The sequence below is a fragment of the Pseudobutyrivibrio sp. OR37 genome (assembly GCF_900113655.1).
In the GTDB taxonomy this organism is placed as follows: Bacteria; Bacillota; Clostridia; order Lachnospirales; family Lachnospiraceae; genus Pseudobutyrivibrio.
The window spans coordinates 1-18,759 of the sequence record NZ_FOQF01000026.1 but is presented as its reverse complement, the minus strand read 5'-3'; the positions used below and the strand labels follow the sequence as shown (position 1 = coordinate 18,759).

Below are 18,759 nucleotides of genomic sequence, written 5' to 3'. Positions count from 1 at the left end.
CCTAAAGAAACTCCCACTACGGGAATTTCTTTAGACGCCTTTGTCTTGTGCAAAACTATACAACTATTTTCGATAGATTGCAAGTTCTTTTTCAATTTACAGTACTAAAGTATTCAATACTTTACTTTCTAATATAAGACTTCTTTTTCTTACTCGAAAATTATAACGCTTTCCAGACTTCTAACAAACTTCTCAAGCCCAAGCTTATCATCCTCTGAAAATCTATTAAGCTTTGGACTATCAATATCAAGTACACCAACCACTTTCCCATCCTTATGGATTGGCACTACTATCTCAGAATTAGAAGCACAATCACATGCAATGTGTCCTGGAAATTCGTGTACATTTGGAACTACAAGTGTCTCATCATTTCCTGCAGCAGTTCCACACACGCCCTTGCCAAGTGCTATTCTGATGCAAGCCACCTTTCCCTGGAATGGTCCAAGTAAAAGTGAGCCCTTATTCATTAAATAAAAGCCTGCCCAGTTCAAATCCTCCATAGCATCATAAATAATTGCTGATGCATTAGAAAGCACTGGAATGTAGTTTGGTTCATCCTCAGCAAGTGCCTTAATCTGTTCTGCTAATAAATTATAATCTGTCATACTTCTTCTCCATTATTTATTTAATATTGTTCTAAAAGATTCTGTTATTTTTTGGTGATGAATTTTTGCTGCATCAAAATGAACTGTATTAAATGCCAATTGCATTATCGGGCCAGTACAAAAAGCACATATCAATGTACCAATACCAACAGGGCCTCCTAAAAGCCAGCCGACAAATGTAGCTGCACTTAACAATACTATACTCACAACACCAAGTGGTACCTTCTTAAGCCTTTTGACTAAACCAACTAACAATGTGTCTCTTGGTCCACAGCCAAGTGCAGCAGCCATATATGTATATTGAGTATATGCCATTATCACAAGCCCTAATAGCATTACAGGGATTCCTGTTTTGATAGAACCGCAAGGCTTAACTAAATCTAAATAATTGAAAAGATCAACGGATTTTCCAACTACGAAAGCATCTATAAACATTGCTATTCCTATGGGCTCCTTCATGAGGATATCAATCCCTAAAATACTATATGAAACAATTATGGATGCGGTTCCATAAAGGATTCCAAAGCTATTTGATATTCCAAGATTTAATACATCCCACGGTCCAGCACCTATGTTAGCCTGAATGGTAAGATACACTCCAAAGCCATTTATAAATAAACTCACTGCAGCAAGTATAGCGTTTGAAAAAATAGTCCTCCTATTCCTATTAGTCCTATTCTCTTCTCTTAAAAATCTGTACACCTAAATATTCCTCGATAATTCTGGGTTCGGTTTTACCCAATTTTCCTGCGCACAATTATACATCATAAACATAAAAAGAGCCAGAGCATCACTGCTCTGGCATTTATACTCTAAATGAACTTTACTGCTGTTCCGTATGCCATAACCTCTGCTGCACCCTGCATAACAGATGATGATGCATATCTCACACCAACAATGGCATCAGCTCCAAGCTGCTCTGCCTCATCCACCATTCTCTTTGTGGCAATCTGTCTAGCTTCCACAAGCATATCTGTGTAGCCTTTGATTTCGCCACCAACAAGTGTCTTCATGCCAGCCATAAAATCCTTACCAAAGTTTTTTGACTGTACGATAGTTCCTTTCACTACTCCAATGGCCTCAAAATTCTGACCTGGGATTGTTTCAATACTTACGAGCTTCATATATTTCTCCTCCTTCTATTTCCTTTAATCTTTGTTTAAGTGCAATAACTGTACCAACAATCATAGCACCAAAAAGCACAACAATAATAGCAATAAATCCAAGTGGTGTATCTGGGTCACTTAAAGCAGTTAGGCAGATAAATATAATCATTGCCAAAAAGAATACTATACTAACCGTTGCTGCAATAATAGGCCCCTGCTTGCTTTTCTTTATATCAGTCTTATTAACATCCATAAATCTAATGCCTCCCTTCTCGAGCTTTTTCATTTCCTCAAGATAAGATTCAGCCTGTAGATTATCAAAATGAACATCAGCTTCAATCATTTCTCTGCACATTTCCTTCATCACATCCAGTTCCTGCTGTCTATGTGTAAAATTAGAAATATGTCTATCCAGACAATCTGCTACAGAGATTTCTCCCGCTTCAAGTCTTTTTATCTCCTCAATAGGAACCTCTAATCTTCTAAGAAGCTTTATCTTATTTAATAGGTCCACATCCTTCAATGAATAATCCCTATACCCATTCTCTAGATTTCTGTTAGGACTAATCAACCCCTGCTCCTCATAAAAGCGGATATTCTTTTTTGTAATTCCAACTAGTTCTTCTACTTGATTAATCTTCATGCCGTCTCCACACTTGCCAACTACTACCTGTAGCTCATTCTTCTTTCTCAGTTAGTAATTCTACTTTATAAACTCTTCTATTAACCTATTAATTTCCTCTGGCCTGTCGGTGTTTGCATTATGGCCTGCACCTTCAATCCAGTGAAGTGGCAATCCTGTCTTGGCATGCCAGGCTCTGTTGTATCTTTTAGTGGAGCCTGCCATATCCTTAGTGCCACATATTAGCATTGCAGGGCATGTAATCTCATAAGGTAGCTCTGCTTCAACAGCCTCTACCAATATCCTGTAGCCACCACCTGCAAGACTTGAATATCTTTCCTGGTCACCATCATAGGTCATCATGAACTCCCTCATTAAAGCACGTCCATATTCAGTGGTTGCCACCCCATTTGTTCCCTGTCTCAATAATGTCTTCCAAGGATAATAGCGATACACAGGAGTCATTCTATGAAGTAGCCACAGCTCAATTCCTGTATAATACTGCTTTTGCAATGAAGCGGAATCAATGGATACAAACCCGACCGCTTTATCAGGAAAAAGCTGCATAAACATCTGTCCTAGATATCCACCCATGGACTGTCCAATAATTACAGGCTTATCAAAACCATTCTCCATAAGGATTTCATTTAGCCATGTAGCTTTATCTGCCAGGGAAAAATCCATATCAAAAGGATATGAAAGAGCATGTGCAGGCGCATCCCACACAAACACTGGATACTTACCTTCAAAATACTCAATCTGCTTATCAAATAATCTATGATCAGCAGTTAATCCAGGTAAAAACACCAGCTGCTTGTCCTGATTCGTTCCATCAGGATTAATCCAATAATGAATCTGCCCACACCTTGTGCTGTAAATCTTCTCCTTCATAATTATGCAATCTCCCTATCATTTGAATATATCTTAAATACTAATACTGCAATAATAGCTACAATCACTAATAGTACCAGCTCTAACACTAAGCTTGATACATATCCTGCTAAAAGCACTGTCACAAAATCCACCCCTGCATGAAGGACAATGGCTAATAACAATAGCTGTACTTTTTTATTTGTCACCGCCTTATAAACTATATAGGATAGACAGATATGAAGGGTAATAGCAACAACTCTCTCCAATCCTGCCAGGTAAAAATCCAGTGGACTAGTAGTCCAAAGTAATGAAACCTGTTTTAAGGTTTGAGCCTTCACTTCATCATCAAGGGAAGCTAGCATTGGTTCAAAGGTTCCTGTATTAATCATTATTGATGTAATCAGATTTGAAATTGATGTTAATCCAACAATGATAATAGCCTCTATTCCACCATGACCTATGCCATACATTAATGCATTTAGTTTATTGAGCCCCTTCTTTTTAAAAAGATTCATTGAAGTGAACCGCCCCATCTCTTCAAACACACCAGCTGCAAGACCACCATAAACAGCCTTCACTAAAAGATTTCCTGTTAATGCTTCACCAAATTGTTTAATCATAACAACATGAAGACATTGCTCTAACACAAGTGCGAAGATAATAAATGTAGCAGCTCCAATCCCAAACCAAAGCATATCTGCCTTTAGTTTAAGAAATGCATAAACCATAAGTCCCATTGGAAGCCCAACTGCCACTATAAAAGCAATGCACATTCCTATAATTGATAACGCAGATACTGTTCCCATAACAGCCTCCTTTGAAGAAAAGTTTTAGACTTGGCCTTGTCTATGTCTAGAATATAAACCTTCCATAAGGTGGAAGGTCAACACATTTTTAGAAATTAACAAATATTACACAATTATTTTAGAGTATACCATAATCCATGTGGTAATATGAACACATATAGTACCTTTAATATAGTTTAAAGTAATCTATGAGGGGAAAATATGTACACTAATTCAGAAATCGAAAAAATAGTTGAAGCACAGAGAGCTTTCTTTTTATCAGGGGCAACCTTAGACATCGGCTGGCGAATTGATAAATTGAAAAAACTAAAGATGGCTGTCATATGTAATAGAGAAAAATTGGAGCAGGCACTTTTTGAAGATTTAGGCCGTGCTCCAATGGAAGCTTATTTTTGCGATATTGGAAGTCTTATATTAGAAATAAATGAAACCATTAAGGGATTAAAAAAATGGGCCAGACCTGAAACTCATTTTAGTGGATTCCATTGTTTCCCAAGCATTATTACCAAGGTATACAAAGTTCCATACGGAGTTTCTTTAATTATAAGTCCATTTAATTTTCCGGTAATACTCTCATTTGGTGTGCTCGCTGCTGCCATAGCCGGAGGAAATACTGCCGTCATTAAGGCAAGTTCAAAATCTCCTGCCTGTACAAAGGCCTTAAAAGAAATTATAAGTGAAACCTTTTCAGAGGAATACATCACCCTCATAGATGGAGGCCATGATGTTGCTGATATGTGTTTAGCTCAACGTTTTGATAAGATTTTCTACACTGGTTCTCCTAGAGTTGGTGTCCATGTACTTCAGGAAGCTGCTAAAAATCTTACTTCTACCGCCTTAGAGCTTGGTGGCGAAACTGGAAACTGGTGCATCATCAGAAAAGACGCAAACCTAAAGGATGCCGCTAGAAAAATTGCCTTTTTCAAAGCTCTTAACAGTGGACAAATCTGTATAAATATAAATCAGATTGCTGTGGCAAATGAGGTGGCTGAAGAGTTCATAGAAGAATTAAAACAGGCATTCATAAATCAGCTTGGTGAAAATGCTACTTTAAATGAAGAATATCCACATCTTATAAATGAGGCAGCTTATAACAAATGCGCCTCTATGGCTGAAGATTATAAGGAAAAAATTATATTTGGAGGTTTTGGTGATAAAGAAACTTTAAAATATTCCCCAACCATTTTATATCCAATAGATATTAACGAAAAAATAGTTCAAAGAGAGCTGTTTTGCCCTCTTCTTCCTATAGTACCATACAATGATTCCCAGATAGATAACCTGCTTGATACTATTTCAAAAAGAGAAAAGGGCCTGTCCCTCTACGTATTTACGAAGGACATAGCCTGGGCAAAAAATGTAATGCAAAAGATGCAGTTTGGTGGCGGTTGCATAAATGAAGTATGCCTTCATATGATGGTAAAAGGCGTTCCATTTAATGGTGTAGGGCATTCTGGAATGGGTGCCTATCATGGAAAATGGGGCTTTATGGAATTCACCCATCCTCAAACAGTTCTTATTGGTTCCACCATATTTAATCTAGCTATGAGAGAGCATCCTTATTCTCCTAGGAAAAGAAAGCTTGTTGAATTTTTTGAAAGATAATATCCTAAGCTTAGAATCTACAATATAACCATAATAAAAATATCCCGCCAGCCAAAGCTAGCGGGATATTCTATTTAATACTCTTATATTTTTGCTACATCCACAAGTGTATATTCTGTAGTTGCGGATTCAAGTGATGTTGCAAGCGCCACTGCAGTATCCATTGCTGTGATACAGTTAATTCCAGTTTCAATTGCATTTCTTCTAATCAAGAATCCGTCTCTTGTCTTATCACCGTGGCCCTGTGTAGGTGTGTCGATTACAAGGTCGATTTTGTGACCTAAGATAAGGTCCATAACGTTTGGTGATTCCTGAGTAATCTTGTTTACCTGAAGTGCATCTACTCCACCGTCCTGCAAGTATTTTGCTGTAGATCGTGTTGCATAAATCTTGTAGCCAAGCTTTTCAAATCTCTTTGCAACCTCAAGTGCCTCTGGCTTATCAGCATCCTTTACTGTGATAATCATCTGCTTGTGCTTTGGAAGTACCACACCAGCTCCAAGGAATGCCTTATATAATGCTTCCTCAAAGGTCTTTGCGATACCCAAGCACTCACCAGTAGATTTCATTTCAGGTCCAAGACTGATTTCAGCACCTCTAAGCTTTTCAAAGGAGAACACTGGCATCTTGATTGCGATGTGGTCTGCCTCTGGCTGAAGACCTGGCTTATATCCCATATCTGTAATCTTGTGACCAAGTATTGACTTTGCTGCAAGATCTACGATTGGAATACCTGTTACCTTACTGATGTATGGTACTGTACGAGAGCTTCGTGGGTTTACCTCGATTACGTACACCTCACCATCCATTGCGATGAACTGGATATTAATCATTCCAAGTACGTGAAGTGCCTTTGCAAGTCGCTCTGTATAATCTACAATCTTGTCCTTAATATCCTGAGTGATGGTATGGGCTGGATATACGCTGATACTATCACCTGAGTGGATACCAGTTCTTTCGATATGCTCCATGATACCAGGGATTAAGATATTCTCTCCATCACAGATGGCATCTACCTCAATCTCCTTACCCTGTAAGTACTTATCTACAAGGATTGGGTGGTCCTGAGCAATCTGATTGATGATATCCATGAACTTTTCGATTTCATCATCGTTGAAGGCAATCTGCATACCCTGTCCACCAAGTACGTATGAAGGACGAACAAGTACTGGGTAGCCAAGTCTGTTTGCAACTTCCTTTGCTTCCTCGGCTGTAAATACTGTACCGCCTGCTGCACGAGGAATCTGTGTCTGCTCTAAGATTTCATCGAAGAGCTCTCTATCCTCTGCTGCATCTACATCCTCTGCCTTTGTACCAAGGATTGGTACACCGATTTTCATAAGATGCTCTGTAAGCTTGATAGCTGTCTGACCACCGAACTGTACGATGGCTCCATCAGGCTTTTCAAGATTTACGATTGACTCAACATCCTCGTTTGTAAGAGGCTCGAAGTAAAGCTTGTCAGCAATATCAAAGTCTGTTGAAACTGTTTCTGGGTTGTTGTTTACGATGACTGTCTCCCAGCCTTCCTTAGCAAATGCCCATGTAGCATGAACTGAACAGTAGTCGAACTCAACACCCTGTCCGATACGGATTGGACCAGAGCCAAGAACAAGAACCTTCTTTCTATCCTTAGTCTCTACAGCCTCATTCTCACTGCCGTAAACGCTGTAGTAGTAAGGTGTCATGGCATCAAACTCTGCTGCGCAGGTATCAACCATCTTGTATGCTGCCACGATACCGTTGTCATAACGCATCTTTCTAACTTCTTCCTCAGTCATCTTGCCATTTAAGTGAGCGATGACGCTATCTGGGAATTCGATTCTCTTTGCTTCCTTAAGAAGGTCTACTGTAAGCTCCTCCTGCTGAAGTCTAAGCTCCATTTCAACAAGAATCTTAATCTTATCAATGAACCACATATCAATCTTTGTAATATTGTGGATAGTTTCGTATGAAGCGCCACGTCTAAGTGCCTCTGCGATGCAGTAAATTCTTCTATCGTCTACTACTGTAAGTGCTTCCTCAAGCTCTGCGTCTGTCATATCACAGAAGTCGTAGCTTAAAAGTGAATCTACATGCTGCTCCAACGAGCGGATAGCCTTCATAAGGGCACCCTCGAAGTTGTTGCAGATTGACATAACCTCGCCAGTTGCCTTCATCTGAGTTGTAAGCTTTCTAGTAGCAGTAATGAATTTATCAAATGGAAGACGTGGAATCTTAACTACGCAGTAATCAAGCATTGGCTCGAAGGATGCAAAGGTCTTCTTTGTGATTGCATTTGGAATCTCATCAAGTGTGTATCCAAGGGCAATCTTTGCTGCTACCTTTGCGATTGGGTAACCTGTTGCCTTTGAAGCAAGGGCTGATGAACGAGATACACGTGGGTTAACCTCGATTACGCAGTACTCAAAGCTGTCTGGGTTAAGAGCGTACTGTACGTTACATCCACCTGTAATTCCAAGCTCGTCGATGATACGAAGCGCAGATGTACGAAGCATCTGGTATTCCTTATCACCAAGTGTCTGTGAAGGTGCTACTACGATTGAGTCACCTGTATGTACACCAACTGGGTCGATGTTTTCCATGTTACAAACTGTGATGCAGTTACCATTGGCATCACGCATTACCTCGTACTCGATTTCCTTCCAACCAGCGATACATCTTTCAACAAGTACTTCATGTACACGTGAAAGTCTAAGACCGTTTGTAAGGATTTCTACAAGCTCTGTCTGGTTGTGAGCGATACCACCGCCTGAACCACCAAGTGTGTAAGCAGGGCGTAGTACTACTGGGTATCCGATAGTATTAGTAAACTTGATTCCATCCTCTACTGTATTTACAACGAGTGAAGCTGCAACAGGCTCTCCAAGCTTTTCCATGGTGTCCTTAAATGCCTGTCTATCCTCTGCTCTAAAGATTGTCTCAGCTGTTGTACCGATGAGCTTAACTCCCTGCTCCTCTAAGAAGCCTGATTCTGCAAGCTCCATACCAAGATTAAGTCCAGCCTGTCCTCCAAGTGTTGGAAGAAGTGAATCTGGCTTTTCCTTTATAATAATCTGTTTTAAAACATCAACTGTAAGTGGCTCGATATAAACCTGGTCAGCAATCTCCTTATCAGTCATAATTGTTGCTGGGTTAGAGTTTACAAGGCATACCTCCATGCCCTCTTCCTTAAGTGAACGACAAGCCTGTGTTCCCGCATAATCAAACTCTGCTGCCTGACCGATTACGATAGGACCTGAGCCAATCACCATTACTTTCTTAATGTCACTTCTTTTTGGCATTTACTGCTCTCCTCCCATCATCTTAATAAATCTATCAAATAAATATCCGCTGTCCTGTGGTCCTGGGCATGCCTCAGGATGGAACTGAACAGTGAAAATGTTCTTTCCTGTGTACTTAAGTCCTTCATTTGTACCATCGTTTACATTTACAAATGCAGGTACTGCGATCTTTTCGTCTAAGCCATCTGTATCTACTACATAACCGTGGTTCTGTGATGAAATGTAAACCTTGCCAGTCTCCAAATCCTTTACAGGATGATTGCCACCGCGGTGACCGTACTTAAGCTTGTGTGTATCAAGTCCATTTGCAAGTGCCATAAGCTGATGTCCCAGACAGATTGCAAAGATTGGTACATCACTGTCATATAGCTTTTTAACCTCATCTATAATTTCGCCGCAATCCTTAGGATCCCCAGGTCCGTTTGAAAGCATAATTCCGTCTGGGTTTGCTGCTAAAATTTCCTTAGCCTTTGTATGTGCAGGATAAATTGTTACCTCACATCCTCTATCATTTAATGATTTGGCGATATTGCGCTTTGCACCAAAATCTAAAAGCGCAACCTTCTTACCATTTCCTGATAACACAGATTTCTCATGGCAAGTAACCTTTGATACCACATCACCTGTTGCATATGCTTTAAGCTTTGGCTGGATTTCCTCAAAATTGAAGTGCTCGTTTGTGGTAATCATTCCATTCATAGTTCCGCGGTCTCTAAGGATTTTGGTAAGGGCACGTGTGTCGATTCCTGAAATACCTGTAATATTATGCTTTACCAAGAAATCTTGAATGGTTCCTTTGCAGCGGAAGTTTGAAGGGATTCTGCTAAGCTCCCTTACAATAAATCCATCTGGCCAAGGTCTGCCACTTTCCATATCATCGGTAATTCCATAATTTCCGATGAGTGGATAGGTCATACACACTGCCTGGCCTGCATAAGAAGGGTCTGTAAGAACCTCCAAATATCCAGTCATAGAAGTATTGAAAACTATCTCACTAATGACCTCTCTTGTTGAACCTATGCTGGTTCCTTCAAAAACTGTCCCGTCTTCCAAAATTAAAAATGCTTTCATCTTTCCTCTTTCTACCCTTTTTATTAAAACTCCAAGGTAGTAAATTTACCTTGGAGTTTCTTTTTACCTAAAATAGTCTACACCAGATTCGAATAATTTCATATCCTGGTTACCATAGATGTTTATAGAAACACCATCGCCCTTACGCTCTGCATGACACATTTTTCCGTAAACTCTACCATCTGGACTTGTGATACCTTCGATAGCAGCAAAGCTTCCGTTGATATTCCATTCCTCGTCCATAGATGCATTTCCGTCTACATCAACATATTGTGTAGCAACCTGACCATTTTCGAAAAGCTTCTTAATCCATTCCTCTGAAGCTACGAAGCGTCCTTCACCATGTGAAGCAGGTGCACAATATGTCTCACCTAAATGAGTACCTGCAAGCCATGGCGACTTGTTGCTGACTACCTTTGTGTATGCAATCTTTGAAATATGACGTCCGATAGTGTTGTATGTAAGTGTTGGTGAATCCTCTGTCTGTGTATGGATTTCTCCATAAGGCACAAGGCCAAGCTTTATAAGTGCCTGGAAACCATTACAAATACCAAGCATCAAGCCATCTCTGTTTTCGAGAAGATTTGTGATAGCTTCTTTCATCTTTGCATTTCTGAATGCTGTAGCAAAGAACTTTGCTGAACCCTCTGGCTCATCACCTGCTGAGAATCCGCCTGGGAACATAACAATCTGTGACTGAGCAATTGCTCTTGAGAATTCATCAACTGATTCTCTGATGTCTTCTGCTGTCTGGTTCTTGAAAACCTTAACATTTGTGATTGCCCCGGCCTGCTCAAAGGCTCTGGCTGAATCGTATTCACAGTTTGTACCAGGGAATACTGGGATGAATACTCTAGGCTTTGCAATCTTGTTTTTGCAAATGTAGAAGTCCTTAGCCTGATATATGTCAGATTGAACTGGTGTCTTATCATCTGTACTCTTTGTCTTAAATACCTTTTCAAGAGGGCTTGTCCAAGCTTCAAGTGCCTCATCCATTGTGATTCTTACATCCTTATATGTGAAGACTCCGTCATTTGTAACCTCACCTACCACATATCCGCAATCTGTAAGTCCCACCTTAGAAAGCTCTCTATCAATAGCAAGAGCGGCATCCTCTGAAACCTCAAGGACGATATCACCAACTGAATATCCGAACAAGGTCTTGTTTGAGAAACCATCTTCAATCTTAACGCCAAGCTTGTTACCAAAGGCCATCTTTGAAATAGCAGGTACAAGTCCGTAAGCATCAAGTGCATAAGCAGCCTTGATGTTTCCCATTTCAACCATCTGACGAACGGCTGCGTAAATCTGCTTTGCCTGTTCGTAGTTAGGCTGATCATAAGCATCTCTTAAAACTCTAAGAACGAAGAGCTTATCTCCTGCTTCCTTAAGCTCTGGAGTAACAATGTCTTTGTCAGAAGCAACATCCACTGCAAAGGATACAAGTGTTGGTGGAACATCGATTTCATTAAAGGTTCCAGACATTGAATCCTTACCACCGATTGATGGAAGTTCAAACTGCATCTGAGCTCTGTATGCACCAAGAAGTGCTGCAAATGGCTGGCTCCATCTCTTTGGATCCTCGCTCATTCTGCGGAAGTACTCCTGGAATGTAAATCTAATCTTCTTATAATCACCACCAGTTGCAACTATTCTAGCTACTGATTCAAGTACTGCATACTGGGCACCGTGATATGGCGACCATGAGCTGACATAAGGATTGAAACCAAATGCCATCATTGTAACTGCATCAGTCTTTCCATCTGCTACAGGAACCTTCGCTACCATTGACTGAGTTTCTGTAAGCTGATATTTTCCACCGAAAGGCATCAGTGTTGAGCCTGCTCCGATTGAACCGTCAAACATTTCAACAAGTCCCTTTTGTGAACAGTTGTTAAGGTCTGATAAAGTATCAAGCCATGCTGCCTTAACATCTCCTCTTTCAAGGTCCTCAGCTACCTTTTCAATTCCGAATTTATCAATATATTTATTGTTGCTGTCAGGAAGCTCTACATATACGTCTGTTTCCTGATGTGCACCGTTTGTATCAAGGAAAGCTCTTGATAGATTAACGATTTCCTTACCTCTCCAGTTAAGTACAAGGCGTGGCTCCTTTGTAACAACAGCAACCTCGATAGCCTCAAGGTTTTCCTCAGCTGCGTACTCAAGGAATTTCTTCACATCTGCTGGATCAACAACAACTGCCATTCTCTCCTGAGATTCTGAAATAGCAAGCTCTGTTCCATCTAGACCAGCATACTTCTTTGGAACCTTATCAAGGTCAACGGTAAGACCAGGAGCGAGCTCGCCGATTGCAACTGAAACACCGCCGGCACCAAAATCGTTACACTTCTTGATTATATAAGAAACTTCTTCTCTTCTGAAAAGTCTCTGAATCTTTCTTTCTGTAGGTGGGTTACCCTTCTGAACCTCTGCACCACAAACTGCAGTAGACTCTGTGTTGTGTGCCTTTGAAGAACCTGTAGCACCACCGATACCATCACGTCCTGTACGTCCACCAAGGAGGATTATTCTGTCTCCTGGATCAGAGTTAAGTCGCTGAACTGCACGTCTTGGAGCAGCACCCATTACCGCACCAATCTCCATACGCTTTGCAACATAATCTGGATGGTAAAGCTCTTTAACGTATCCTGTAGCAAGACCAATCTGGTTACCATAAGAGCTGTAGCCATGAGCAGCCTCTCTAACAAGCTTCTTCTGTGGAAGCTTACCTTCGATTGTATCCTTTACTGATACTGTAGGATCTGCGGCGCCTGTAACACGCATTGCCTGATATACATAAGTACGTCCTGAAAGTGGATCACGGATTGCTCCACCAAGACAAGTAGCAGCGCCACCAAATGGTTCAATCTCTGTAGGATGGTTGTGTGTCTCATTCTTGAAGTTGATAAGCCATTCCTCTTCTGTTCCATCTACATTGATTGGAACTACGATTGAACAAGCGTTGATTTCGTCTGACTCTTCCTGGTCAGCAAGCTTGCCATCTGCCTTTAATCTCTTCATTGCAAGAAGTGCAAGGTCCATAAGGCAAACGAACTTGTCATCTCTGTCCTTATAAAGAATTTTGAAGTTATCAAGATAATCATTGTAAGTGTCTTCAATAGCAGCCTTGTAGTAACCATCTTCGATAGTAACGTTCTTAAGCTCTGTAGAGAATGTTGTATGTCTACAATGATCAGACCAATATGTATCTAACACCCTGATTTCAGTAACAGTAGGGTCTCTGTGTTCATCTTTGGAAAAATAGTTTTGAATATGAAGGAAATCCTTAAATGTCATAGCAAGATTCAAGGAATTATATAAATCTTGTAAATCATTTTCAGCCATTGAAGTGAAACCGTCAAATGTCTTGACGTCGGCTGGCTCATCGAAATTATTAGATAGAGACTCTGGTAAATCTTCTGATGTCTCTCTAGAATCAACTGGATTAATGCAATGCTTCTTGATAGCATCGAATTCGTCGTCAGATATGCTACCCTCAATAACATAGGTAGTTGCTGTGTGAATGGTTGGCTCTTCGTTTTCATTTAATAGCTTTAGACACTGCTCCGCTGAATCAGCACGCTGGTCAAACTGCCCTGGAAGAAACTCAACAGAAAAGACTCTGCCAGTAATATCGAAAGTCTCTTCATAAACGTTATCAACAGGAGGCTCCGAAAAAACAGTTTTAACTGCCTTCTTAAAAACGTCGTCAGAAACATCTTGAACGTCATAACGAATCAAGACTCTAACTCCCGTAACATCCTTAATGCCTAAGTAGCTTCCAATTTCGGATAGCAATGACTTGGCAGATACTGCAAATTGTGGCTTTTTTTCAACGTAAACTCTTCTTACCTTGCCCACTTTACACCTCCGTATATTTACTTGAAAATCTGTGAGTGTTGCTTCCTGTCAGATTTATGTCACCTAAACTAGTAATTCACTGACAGTCAGCCTCACAGTCAAAAAGAGTATAACACAAAAAATTCACATCTCCTAATAATTTTTTATATCTTTTTTTGCCAGAAATTTGTTACTTTTAACGAAATATCATCTAATGTGGTAAAAGTAGCATCATTCCATTCTCGTGGAAAAGTTTTTCTGTAGCTGGATAATCTAAATCTATCATCTAATAAAGCGATAACTCCTACATCATCTTTGGTACGGATTAAGCGCCCAGCTGCCTGTATAACCTTATTCATTCCAGGATAAAGATAGGCGTATTCAAATCCATTTTTACCACTTTCATCAAAAAAATCACTCATAAGCTTTCGCTCATTTCCAACCTGTGGTAAGCCTGCACCGAGAATTATGGAGCCTATCAGCTTTCCTCCAACCAAATCAATTCCCTCTGAAAAAATACCACCCAAGGTGCAAAAGGCAACCATGGATTTATTTCTGTTCTTATCAAACTCCCCTAAAAATTCTTCACGCTCCTGTTCTGTCATGTTTTGACATTGAACAATAATATCGACATCCTTTGCCAAGGTTTCATACCGTTCACGAATGTCTTCCAAAAACTTATAGGAAGGTCCAAACACCATGTAATTACCTTGCTTCTTTTCCACTATTGCATGGATGTATTTTGCAAACTTTAAGTATTCCTCGTCGCCTCTTCTGGTATATTTACTGGTTACATCTGTCCCTAGCAAAAGTAACCTGTTCTTCTGATCAAAAACTGAATCTACATAAATGGCGTAAACATCCTGCTCGTTACATAGCAGATTTTTATAATAATCAATAGGCAACAATGTGGCGCTAAAGTAAACTGATGCCCTGGCCATTTTAAGCCTGTCTTGGAGCTGAGCAGATGGGTCAATACAATACAGATGGAGATTGAAGTTTTTATCCTCATCAAAATCTGCATATATCCTATAGTGAGCACTGTCCTGTTGATATGCCAGCGCTGTAAAATTCCTCAATCTGAAATAAAAATCTAAAACCTCATCCTGATATATACCAAATTTGATTTCCTTTTTAAAAAGTTGCTCTAAAATCATCTGAAGATTATCGCAGGCATTCAAGAGCATATCTATGTCGTCAAACACTGTTAAATCATGTTCACATTCACGCTTGTATTCAAGCAATATTCTGTTGCATTTTTCCAAGGCATTGACCAGCTTTTTGCTAACAGGTTTTGCATATCTTTTTATGGAAAGTATTTCTTCCTTGATTAAGGTCTCAGAATACATATCTCGAGCCCTATCTACCATATTATGGGCTTCATCAATCAGGAAGATATGCTCGCCGCTTTTGCCATCTGCAAAAAATCGCTTCAAATAAACATTAGGATCAAAGACGTAATTATAATCGCAAATGATTCCCTCACACCAAGTACTAACATCTAAGGCTAGCTCAAATGGACAAACCACATACTCGTTAGCGTATCCTAAAATTACATCTCTTGTGATTACATTTTCTTTAGTTATTACTTCATATATTGCATCATTAATTCTATCAAAATGACCTCTGGCAAAAGGACAATTATCTGGATTGCAATCCGCTTCATCGCACATACACATTTTTTCCTTAGCAGTAAGCATGATTGTTTTTCCTTCGTATCCATTTTGAGTAAGAAGCGAATATGCATCCTTAGCTGCAATAGCAGTAGCTGTTTTGGCTGTAAGATAAAAGATTCGTTCAGCAAGATTCTGGCCTAATGCCATGACTGCTGGATAAACATTCGCAATAGTCTTTCCTGTGCCGGTAGGTGCCTGCATAAATAAAATCTTCTGCCTGAATATACTTCTATAAACATCTCCAACAAGCTTCTTCTGACCATCCCTATATTCAAAAGGAAACTTCAAATCCTTGGCAGATTCAAGCAGCTCCTGCTTGTGATAATATTGAAAATCTGACCACTTTTTAAATATACCAATGATAGTCAAAAACCAATCTTCGATTTCTTCATAAGTATATATCTGATTAAAGTATTTTATTTCCTCAGTCTCAAGACTTACATAGGTCATTTGAACCTCTACTGTCTCAAGCTGATATTCCCTGGCAACAATATAGGCATAGCACTTGGCCTGAGCCTCATGTACAAGAACTGGCTTTTCAAAGGTCATTACATCCATATACATGCCTTTAATTTCATCTACTGTGGCTGCCACTACCAGGCCTTCTTCATCTCTATCTAAAACAAGACCATCAGCACGGCCTTCAATTCCAAGAATATAATCATCATATTCAACCTGATATTTAAGAGGAACTTCGGCACTATAAAAGGGACCCATAGAACTTTGAATTTTTCTATGGATCCTACTACCTGCCTGCATAGCCTCAAAAGGGTCGACTGACCCCCTTCTATCATCTATATCTCCTTCCCTAAGAAGGAATTCAACAAGGTTTCTTACGGATATATTTATTTGTGCTTTTTCTCCATCTGGAGTAACTAATCTTGATACTTTCATAATAAAAAAGACCTATGAGCTAAACTCACAGGTCATATTATACAATATAATAAACTATGCAACAACGAACTTCTTAACGGCATTTAAGAACACTGAATCATCATGCTCAGAAACATGAACATCTAACTCACGCTTAATACCCATTGCAAGTACTCCTAAAAGAGACTTTCCATCGATGTAAACTACACCACTGTGAAGATCAATATCACTACCACACTGTGAAGCAGCATTAACAAACTCTTCTGCATCCTGTGTGTTCTCTAAACGAATCTTAAATTTCATAAAAATCCAACTCCTATACTACTAAAAAACAAAAACTTATTTAACATTTATATCATGGTATATACAAAGTGTCAATGCATTAGGAGCTATGATTTTAGTCATTTTTGCACTGTATCAAAAACAAAACCCCGACTAGATTTAATCGGGGTTTTGAGCATCTTTTATAATGTTTACTGTATGAACATATTACCGTACCATTTCAATGCTTCTACATAAGCATCATATACTTCATCCATCTCAATATCATGTAAAACCATTAATCTTGAAACTTCCTGCCAGTCACCAGCTTCGTAGCTTAATAAAAACTCAAGCTGTGGTGCAAATATGCCATCATCACTAACCAAAGCCTTCTTGATTTCATTACTTACACCAACCTGCTCTAGGGCTTTATCCATCGGCATATCTAAAATCAAATTCAATAGAGAGAACAATCCCATTAGGAATAATTCCTCTTTTCTCATTGCATAATCAAAGATTGGCGCTAGATTTTCAGCAAATCTAGCTCTAACAAGAGAAAGTCTAGTAATTTCATTTGGTTTACCTGCTGCCAATTCGCTAAGTAAAGTGGTGTTAAGCCATCTTCTAAGCTCTTTTTGTCCAAGTAAAGCAGTAGCCTGGGCAATAGAACGAATATTAGAATTAATTGTAAGCTTATTAGCAATCTTAAGTAACTCAATAGTAAGAGCAGGGTCTTGACTAATTACATTAGCAACATCATCTAAATCAAAATCAGGCTCATTAATAACCTTCATAAGCTTCATATAATTAACTTTAATTGGAGCAACTTCAGTATCACCGGTATTAATTGGAACTCTGAAAAATGTTCCTTCAAATACCTTAAACAATCCTGATTCCTTAGCTGCCTCAAACTCTTCTATTGTATGAATATTCTCTGCGCATAAATCAATTTTAGGAACTAACTTTCTAAAAGCTTTAGCCTGTTCAATTACATCCCCATTATCACTATTTATTAGTAATAAATCAAAATCATCCATCATGAATTTGAATTCATCTATACTTGTAATTGGCAAGTCTTTAAGTGCAAGCTTAAATCCCTTGCTCTTTAAATCCTGGAGACGCTTATTATAAGATTCTTCAGGCTTTATAGTTTGATCAACAAGAAGAATAATTCTTCCAACAAACCCTGTCAGCTGTTGTTCTATATTAGAAAACAAAGAAATATTGTTAATCGGAACGATAATACTACAATTTGCAACTAAATCGTCTTCAGAAACGCTATCAAAAACTTCTAATCCAACAATAGAACCAGCCCCATCATATTTACCAGCCATCAATAAATGTGGTTTTTCAAATAGGTTTTCCTTCTGTGCATATAAACAATATGATGCAACAGACATATCTTCGTAAAATAGTGGTACTAACGTAGCAAGCATAATCCCTCTCCTTTGTATAACCCCATATTTTTTGTTGCAAAATCATTCTGACAGAATATTCAGAATACTTGTTTTTATTATAGCATTCTGTATTTTTAGATTCAATTAATAGCATAAAAAAAATAGCTGTGAATCATAAGATTCACAGCTATTAGTCAAACAGGGGACGAGAGAATCGAACTCCCACCAAAGGTTTTGGAGACCCCTATCATACCATTTGACCAGTCCCCTAAATCGTAAGCGAAAAACCTAAACATGGTTTAAGTCCCTCACCCACGCGACTTATAAATAGTAACACATTCTTAAGTCGCTTTCAATAGAAAAAACACAATTTTTTCACATTTTTTTCTACTGAATTTTTAGAAACAAAAAGTTCTTGTGACTAACAAGAACTTTAGTGGAGACGGAGAGATTCGAACTCTTGACCCCCTGCTTGCAAGGCAGGTGCTCTCCCAACTGAGCTACGCCCCCAAATGGGTAAACCATCTATTCGATAGCAACCTCAAAACTTCACACAGTAAAACTTAGTCTTCCGATTTTTGCTACATTCTTTTCTTTTAGAATAAACCTTCGATCTATTAGTATTCATCAGCTGAATGCGTTACCGCACTTACACCTTGAACCTATCTACCTTATCGTCTTTAAGGGATCTTATTTCCTTGAAGGAATGGGATATCTCATCTTGAGGGGGGCTTCAC

The 18,759-nt window shown here is 39.2% G+C and carries 13 protein-coding genes, 2 tRNA genes and 1 rRNA gene; 1 reads left to right on the top strand and 15 read right to left on the bottom strand.

Annotated elements, in window-relative coordinates:
• Positions 1–149 precede the first annotated feature (149 nt).
• The 6 genes from BM097_RS12015 to BM097_RS11990 all read right to left on the bottom strand — a co-directional run bounded on the left by BM097_RS12015 (position 150) and on the right by BM097_RS11990 (position 4,012).
• Positions 150–605: a GAF domain-containing protein gene (locus tag BM097_RS12015; protein ID WP_090550042.1), complete on the bottom strand. Its 456-nt coding sequence runs from the start codon at positions 603–605 to the stop codon at positions 150–152.
• Positions 606–617: 12 nt separating this feature from the next.
• Complete coding sequence (locus BM097_RS12010; protein WP_242944709.1) at positions 618–1,307, bottom strand: YczE/YyaS/YitT family protein; 690 nt, start codon at positions 1,305–1,307, stop codon at positions 618–620.
• 110 nt (positions 1,308–1,417) lie between these two features.
• Positions 1,418–1,729 carry a YbjQ family protein gene (locus BM097_RS12005; protein ID WP_090550038.1) on the bottom strand — a complete coding sequence of 104 codons (312 nt, stop codon included), beginning with the start codon at positions 1,727–1,729 and terminating at the stop codon, positions 1,418–1,420.
• Positions 1,710–2,354 (bottom strand): MerR family transcriptional regulator, encoded by a 645-nt coding sequence (locus BM097_RS12000; RefSeq protein WP_090550034.1) that lies wholly within the window; start codon positions 2,352–2,354, stop codon positions 1,710–1,712. The genes BM097_RS12005 and BM097_RS12000 overlap by 20 nt, the downstream gene beginning before the upstream one ends.
• Before the next feature lie 60 nt (positions 2,355–2,414).
• Positions 2,415–3,224: an alpha/beta fold hydrolase gene (locus BM097_RS11995; RefSeq protein WP_090550030.1), complete on the bottom strand. Its 810-nt coding sequence runs from the start codon at positions 3,222–3,224 to the stop codon at positions 2,415–2,417.
• 2 nt (positions 3,225–3,226) lie between these two features.
• A complete protein-coding gene (locus BM097_RS11990; protein WP_090550025.1) occupies positions 3,227–4,012 on the bottom strand; it encodes a YhfC family intramembrane metalloprotease in 786 nt (261 codons plus the stop codon).
• A gap of 201 nt (positions 4,013–4,213) precedes the next feature.
• Between BM097_RS11990 and BM097_RS11985 the strand changes: the two genes are divergently transcribed.
• A complete protein-coding gene (locus BM097_RS11985; protein WP_090550021.1) occupies positions 4,214–5,617 on the top strand; it encodes an aldehyde dehydrogenase family protein in 1,404 nt (467 codons plus the stop codon).
• Between the two features lie 83 nt (positions 5,618–5,700).
• Here the strand turns inward: BM097_RS11985 and carB are convergent, their stop codons facing one another.
• The 9 genes from carB to BM097_RS11940 all read right to left on the bottom strand — a co-directional run.
• A complete protein-coding gene (gene carB / locus BM097_RS11980) occupies positions 5,701–8,901 on the bottom strand; it encodes a carbamoyl-phosphate synthase large subunit (RefSeq protein ID WP_090550016.1) in 3,201 nt (1,066 codons plus the stop codon).
• The gene (locus BM097_RS11975) at positions 8,902–9,972 is read right to left on the bottom strand and encodes a carbamoyl phosphate synthase small subunit (protein ID WP_090550012.1); all 1,071 of its coding nucleotides are present in this window, start codon (positions 9,970–9,972) and stop codon (positions 8,902–8,904) included.
• Between the two features lie 63 nt (positions 9,973–10,035).
• On the bottom strand, positions 10,036–13,836 hold the full coding sequence (locus tag BM097_RS11970; RefSeq protein WP_090550008.1) for a phosphoribosylformylglycinamidine synthase: 3,801 nt from the start codon (positions 13,834–13,836) through the stop codon (positions 10,036–10,038).
• A 143-nt stretch (positions 13,837–13,979) separates the two neighbouring features.
• Positions 13,980–16,385, bottom strand: coding sequence for an ATP-dependent DNA helicase (locus tag BM097_RS11965; RefSeq protein ID WP_090550004.1), 2,406 nt, complete (start codon positions 16,383–16,385; stop codon positions 13,980–13,982).
• A 54-nt stretch (positions 16,386–16,439) separates the two neighbouring features.
• Complete coding sequence (locus BM097_RS11960) at positions 16,440–16,667, bottom strand: HPr family phosphocarrier protein (RefSeq protein WP_090550001.1); 228 nt, start codon at positions 16,665–16,667, stop codon at positions 16,440–16,442.
• A gap of 170 nt (positions 16,668–16,837) precedes the next feature.
• Positions 16,838–18,061, bottom strand: a complete 1,224-nt coding sequence (locus tag BM097_RS11955) for an EAL and HDOD domain-containing protein (RefSeq protein WP_090549997.1) — start codon at positions 18,059–18,061, stop codon at positions 16,838–16,840.
• A gap of 160 nt (positions 18,062–18,221) precedes the next feature.
• Positions 18,222–18,292 (bottom strand) — tRNA-Trp (locus tag BM097_RS11950).
• Positions 18,293–18,459: 167 nt separating this feature from the next.
• Positions 18,460–18,532: transfer RNA gene (locus BM097_RS11945), tRNA-Ala, on the bottom strand.
• Positions 18,533–18,619: 87 nt separating this feature from the next.
• Positions 18,620–18,759 (bottom strand): 23S ribosomal RNA (locus BM097_RS11940); the annotation flags it as partial.